At 70.2% G+C, this 5,236-nt stretch carries 6 protein-coding genes and 1 tRNA gene; 4 read left to right on the top strand and 3 right to left on the bottom strand.

The annotated features are described in order from the left end of the window. The first annotated feature begins 86 nt into the window (after window positions 1–86). Window positions 87–839 carry an SDR family oxidoreductase gene (locus Q0112_RS02470; protein ID WP_297970949.1) on the top strand — a complete coding sequence of 251 codons (753 nt, stop codon included), beginning with the start codon at window positions 87–89 and terminating at the stop codon, window positions 837–839. A 61-nt stretch (window positions 840–900) separates the two neighbouring features. Here the strand turns inward: Q0112_RS02470 and Q0112_RS02475 are convergent. Next, a tRNA-Leu gene (locus Q0112_RS02475) sits at window positions 901–986 on the bottom strand. 264 nt (window positions 987–1,250) lie between these two features. Here Q0112_RS02475 and Q0112_RS02480 point away from each other — a divergent pair. The 3 genes from Q0112_RS02480 to Q0112_RS02490 all read left to right on the top strand — a co-directional run bounded on the left by Q0112_RS02480 (window position 1,251) and on the right by Q0112_RS02490 (window position 4,646). After that, window positions 1,251–2,237 (top strand): complex I NDUFA9 subunit family protein, encoded by a 987-nt coding sequence (locus Q0112_RS02480; RefSeq protein ID WP_297970952.1) that lies wholly within the window; start codon window positions 1,251–1,253, stop codon window positions 2,235–2,237. 2 nt (window positions 2,238–2,239) lie between these two features. After that, entirely contained in the window at window positions 2,240–3,046 is an 807-nt protein-coding gene (locus Q0112_RS02485; RefSeq protein WP_297970954.1) for an undecaprenyl-diphosphate phosphatase, read from the top strand. A gap of 163 nt (window positions 3,047–3,209) precedes the next feature. After that, on the top strand, window positions 3,210–4,646 hold the full coding sequence (locus tag Q0112_RS02490) for an NAD(P)-dependent oxidoreductase (protein ID WP_297970957.1): 1,437 nt from the start codon (window positions 3,210–3,212) through the stop codon (window positions 4,644–4,646). A 100-nt stretch (window positions 4,647–4,746) separates the two neighbouring features. Here Q0112_RS02490 and Q0112_RS02495 read toward each other — a convergent pair whose 3' ends face one another. Both Q0112_RS02495 and Q0112_RS02500 read right to left on the bottom strand, forming a co-directional pair. Further along, complete coding sequence (locus Q0112_RS02495) at window positions 4,747–5,052, bottom strand: BrnA antitoxin family protein (protein WP_297970959.1); 306 nt, start codon at window positions 5,050–5,052, stop codon at window positions 4,747–4,749. Then, a partial coding sequence (locus tag Q0112_RS02500; RefSeq protein WP_297970962.1) for a BrnT family toxin occupies window positions 5,045–5,236 on the bottom strand: 192 nt, incomplete at its 5' end. The genes Q0112_RS02495 and Q0112_RS02500, both read right to left, overlap by 8 nt.

Genomic DNA, 5,236 nt, shown 5'->3' on the forward strand with positions numbered 1-5,236 from the left:
GACCATCGCCGCGATGAAGGAAGGACGCTGGGACCGCTCCTTCATCGACGTGCTGGAAGCCCGCGCGATCAACTGAAGGCAGGCCCATGAGCTTCCCTCTCTTCGACCTCGCCGGCCGCCGCGCCCTCGTCACCGGCTCGAGTCAGGGCATCGGCCTCGCCCTCGCCGAAGGCCTCGCCGCGCACGGCGCCGAGGTGATCCTCAACGGCCGCGACGAGGCGCGGCTCGGGGCCGCGGCCGCGCGCATCCCGGGCGCCACGACCGCTCGCTTCGACGTCACCGACCCCGAGGCCGCGGCTGCCGGCGTCGCGACGGTGCTCGCGGACGGGCCGATCGACATCCTCGTCAACAATGCCGGGATGCAGTTCCGCATGGCGCTCGAGGACTTCCCGGTCGAGAAATGGCAGCAGCTGCTGGCCACCAACGTCTCGAGCGTCTTCTACGTCAGCCAGCCGGTCGCCCGTGCCATGATCGCCCGCGGGCGCGGCAAGATCATCAACATCGCCTCGGTGCAGTCCGAGCTCGCCCGGCCGGGCATCGCGCCCTACACCGCGACCAAGGGTGCTGTGCGCAACCTCACCCGCGGCATGGCGACCGACTGGGCGAGGCACGGGCTGCAGGTCAATGCCATCGCGCCCGGCTACTTCGAGACGCCGCTCAACCAGGCGCTGGTCGACGACCCGGCCTTCTCCGAGTGGCTGGAGAAGCGCACCCCGGCCGGGCGCTGGGGCAGGGTCGAGGAGCTGGTCGGGGCCGCGGTCTTCCTCGCCTCCGACGCCTCCTCCTTCGTCAACGGCCATACGCTCTATGTCGACGGCGGCATCACCGCCAGCATCTGAGGCGGCGATCGGGACGACGGACGTGGTGCCGGACCGCTGGCCGCTCCGGATCGAGGAGAGATGGTGCCCGGGAGAAGACTCGAACTTCCACGACCGTTAAGTCACTGGTACCTGAAACCAGCGCGTCTACCATTCCGCCACCCGGGCCGGGTGCCATCGGCGCGGACATATACGGGGGGGCGCGCCGCTGTCAACGGCGAGCGCACGTCCGCTCGGCGCTGCCGCGGCGGGCGGGGCGGCGGGCCGGCAGTGGGCCGGTTTCTTGCGGCGATGGCTGCGCGAATCGGAACTGGATTGGGATCAATCGGTTAGGCATGGTTTCGCGCGCGAAAGCGCGGCGGCCGACCGGGGAGCTTGCGGGGCCGGGCCATACGCTCTATCCGGGAGGGGGTCACTCGCGAGGAATCATCCATGCCCGTCCCCATCGTCACCATCTTCGGCGGGTCCGGCTTCATCGGCCGCCAGATCGCCCAGGGCATGGCCCGGGCGGGTTGGCGGGTGCGGGTGGCGGTGCGCCGCCCGGACGAGGCGAACTTCGTGCGGCCCTATGGCGTGGTGGGCCAGGTCGAGCCGATCCAGGCCAACATCCGCGACGAGGATTCGACCCGCAAGGCGATCGCCGGGGCGACCGCCGTCATCAACTGCGTCGGGATCATGGCCGAGGCGGGGCGGCAGACCTTCGCGGCGGTGGTCGAGGAGGGCGCCGCCCGGATCGCCCGGATCAGCGCCGAGGAAGGCATCGCCCGGCTGGTCCACGTCTCGGCCATCGGGGCCGACCCGGCGAGCGACAGTCTCTATGCCGCCGCCAAGGGGCGCGGCGAGGAGGCGGTGCGCCGGGCCTTCCCCGAGGCGGTGATCCTGCGTCCCTCGGTCGTCTTCGGCACCGACGACAGCTTCTTCAACCGTCTCGCCGGCCTCGCGCGGATGCTGCCGGTCGTGCCCGTCGTCGGGCCGGACACCCGCTTCCAGCCGGTCTACGTCCAGGACGTGGCGATGGCCGCCGTCACCGCGGCGACCACGGACGCGGCCCCCGGCGTCTACGAGCTCGGCGGGCCCGAGGTCCTCGGCTTCCGCGCGCTTATGGAGCGGGTGCTCGCGATCATCCAGCGCCGCCGCCTGCTCGTCACCCTTCCCTTCCCGCTGGCCCGCATCCAGGCCTTCCTGCTCGACCTGCTGCCGCGGCTGACCGGCGGGCTGGTCGGCAACCCAATCCTCACCCGCGACCAGGTCCGCCTGCTCGCCCACGACAACCTGGTCTCGCCGGGCGCCCGCGGCCTCGCCGACCTCGGCATCACGCCGACCGCGATGGGCGCGATCCTCGAGACCTACCTCTACGTCTATCGTCCGCACGGGCAGTTCGACGCCATCACCGACAGCGCCAAGAACCTGCGGGCCTGAGCTTGGAGCACAGTCCCTATCTGGTCGCCGCCCTCCTCGGCGTGCTCGAGGGGCTGACCGAGTTCATCCCGGTCTCCTCCACCGGCCACATCCTGCTCGCCGGCCATTTCCTCGGCTTCCATTCGACCGGCAAGGCCTTCGAGGTCCTGATCCAGCTCGGCGCCATCCTGGCGATCCTCGCGGTCTATTCCACGCGTCTCGTCGCGCTCGCCCGCGCCGCGCCGCACGACCCGGCCGCGCGCCGCTTCATCGCCGGGGTGGTCCTCGCCTTCCTCCCCGCCGCCGTGGTCGGGGTACTGCTGCACGGTTTCATCAAGACGGTCCTCTTCGAGACCCCGCTCCTCGTCGCCGTCATGCTGATCGTCGGCGGCGTCGTCCTCCTCTGGGTCGACCGCCGCGCCGAGCGGCCGCGCTATCAGGACGTGATGGAGTTCAGCCTGCCGGTGGCGTTCAAGATCGGGCTCTTCCAGTGCCTCGCGCTCGTCCCCGGGGTCTCACGCTCCGGCGCCACCATCGTCGGCGCGCTGCTGCTCGGCGCCTCGAAGCGGGCGGCGGCGGAATTCTCCTTCTTTCTCTCCATGCCCACCATGGTCGGGGCCTTCACCTACGACCTCTACAAGAACCGCGACGTCCTGAGCCCGGACGACGCGCTGCTCATCGCCATCGGCTTCGTCTGCGCATTTGTCGCCGCCGTGCTGGTGGTGCGCGGGCTGCTCGATTTCGTGTCCCGCCGCGGCTACGCCGTCTTCGGCTGGTGGCGAATCGTGGTCGGCGGCGCCGCCTTGCTGGCGCTCGCCAAGGGCTATTAGGACCGGTCCGGTCCTATTTTTCGAAGGATTTCGATCTCATAGCACCGGCTCTGCCGATTTTTCCGAAAATAGGACAGCAATACTGCCTTTTCTTGCGAGAGCGGATCGTCTAGAAGCGGCGGACCGGGTCGTTCCGGGGGGCGGAGGGCGATCGGAGCCAGCCATGGGCGAGCAGCGGATGCTGAAGTTCGTGAAGGTCGCGCGCGACATGCCGGTCAAGCGCGGCGCCGACGAGCGTCGGACGGACTTCGGCGAGATCTATCGCGAGTTCGCGGCGGAGAAGGCGGCGGAGCAGGCGAGCCGCTGCTCGCAGTGCGGCGTGCCCTACTGCCAGACGCATTGCCCGCTGCACAACAATATCCCGGACTGGTTGAAACTGACGGCCGAGGGCCGGGTGCGCGAGGCCTACGAGCTCGCCCAGGCCACCAACACGTTTCCCGAGATCTGCGGCCGGATCTGTCCGCAGGACCGGCTCTGCGAGGGCAACTGCGTCATCGAGCAGGCCGGGCACGGGACGGTCACCATCGGCGCGGTGGAGAAGTACATCACCGATACCGCCTGGGACGAGGGCTGGGTGCCGGCGATCCGGCCGCTCGCCGAGCGCGCCGAGAGCGTCGGCATCATCGGCGCCGGCCCGGGCGGGCTGGCGGCGGCCGACCGGCTGCGGCGGCAGGGCGTCCAGGTGACCGTCTACGACCGCTACGACCGCGCCGGCGGGCTGATGACCTACGGCATCCCGAGCTTCAAGCTGGAGAAGGACGTGGTGATGCGGCGGAACGGGCAGCTCGCCGACGGCGGGGTGAGCTTCGTGCTCGACTGCAACGTCGGCGCGGACATCGGCTTCGAGGAGATCCGCGCCCGGCACGACGCGGTGCTGATCGCGACCGGCGTCTACAAGTCGCGCGACCTCGGCGGCCCCGGCGCCGGTCTCGGGGGGATCGTGCGGGCGATCGACTATCTGACCGCCTCGAACCGCAAGGGCTTCGGCGACGCGGTGCCGGATTTCGACTCGGGCGAGCTCGATGCCGCCGGCAAGCGGGTGGTGGTGATCGGCGGCGGCGACACGGCGATGGACTGCGTGCGCACCGCGGTGCGCCAGGGCGCGGCCAAGGTCACCTGCCTCTACCGGCGCGACCGGGCGAACATGCCGGGCAGCCAGCGCGAGGTGGCGAACGCCGAGGAGGAGGGGGTGGAGTTCGCCTGGCTGACGGCGCCCCGGGCCTTCGTCGGCGAGCGGACGGTCAGCGGCGTGCGGGTGGCGCGGATGCGGCTCGGGGCGCCGGACGTGACCGGGCGGCAGACGCCGGAGGAGATCCCGGATGCCGACTATATCGAGCCGGCGGAGCTCGTCGTCAAGGCGCTCGGCTTCGAGCCCGAGGACCTGCCGCGGCTCTGGGGGGTCGAGGGGCTCGAGGTGACGCGCTGGGGCACGGTGAAGGCCGACTTCCTCAGCAAGCGGACCAGCCTCGAGGGGGTCTATGCCGCCGGCGACATCGTGCGGGGCGCGAGCCTCGTCGTCTGGGCGATCCGCGACGGGCGCGAGGCGGCGGACAGCATCATGGCCTGGCTCGACGGCCGGGCGGCGGTGGCGGCGGAGTAGCGGGGATCCGGCGTATGGAAGCCGTATGGAAGCCGTATGGGAATCGTATGGGTCCGCAGCGTTGCCTGTCGCCGCGGAGCGTCAGGCGTATTGACCTTTTCTACTCGAGGCCGGCCGCCTTGCGCAGCGCGGCGTTGACGCGGGTCTGCCAGCCCTTTCCTTCGGCCTTGAAGTGCTCGATCACGTCCGGGTCGAGCATGATGGTGACGCGGCGCTTCTTGACCTCATGCGGCAGCAGCGGGCGACCGCCCTTGCGGACGAGCTCGGCGAGGCCGGCGAGCTCCGGGATCTCGAAGATCGACTTCGCGTTGGCGAAGTCTTCCGCAGTCCACTCGGGATTCTCCTCGCCGACGATCGGCTCGTCCTCGTCATCCTCGACGATATTCTTCGGTCTCTCCTTACCCATGCTCGGCCCTTTCCCGTCTAGTGGCCCGGCGAAAACTGATGATGCGGAACACTTCCCCCCGCCTCGTGAAGATCACCACGCACGCCCGACCGTCGAGCCGTCCGTAGACGCGGAACCGGGCCTCGCCGTAGTCCACCCGACGATCGGGCACCACGGTTGCCGTGGCCCATTCGAAGCGAGCGAT

It is taken from the genome of uncultured Amaricoccus sp. (genome assembly GCF_937858865.1).
Taxonomy (GTDB): Bacteria; Pseudomonadota; Alphaproteobacteria; order Rhodobacterales; family Rhodobacteraceae; genus Amaricoccus.

Coding starts and splice junctions, on each gene's coding strand:
- Q0112_RS02470 (WP_297970949.1), top strand. CDS start 87: ATGAGCTTCCCTCTCTTCGACCTCGCCGGCCGCCGCGCCCTCGTCACC.
- Q0112_RS02480 (WP_297970952.1), top strand. CDS start 1,251: ATGCCCGTCCCCATCGTCACCATCTTCGGCGGGTCCGGCTTCATCGGC.
- Q0112_RS02490 (WP_297970957.1), top strand. CDS start 3,210: ATGGGCGAGCAGCGGATGCTGAAGTTCGTGAAGGTCGCGCGCGACATG.
- Q0112_RS02495 (WP_297970959.1), bottom strand. CDS start 5,052: ATGGGTAAGGAGAGACCGAAGAATATCGTCGAGGATGACGAGGACGAG.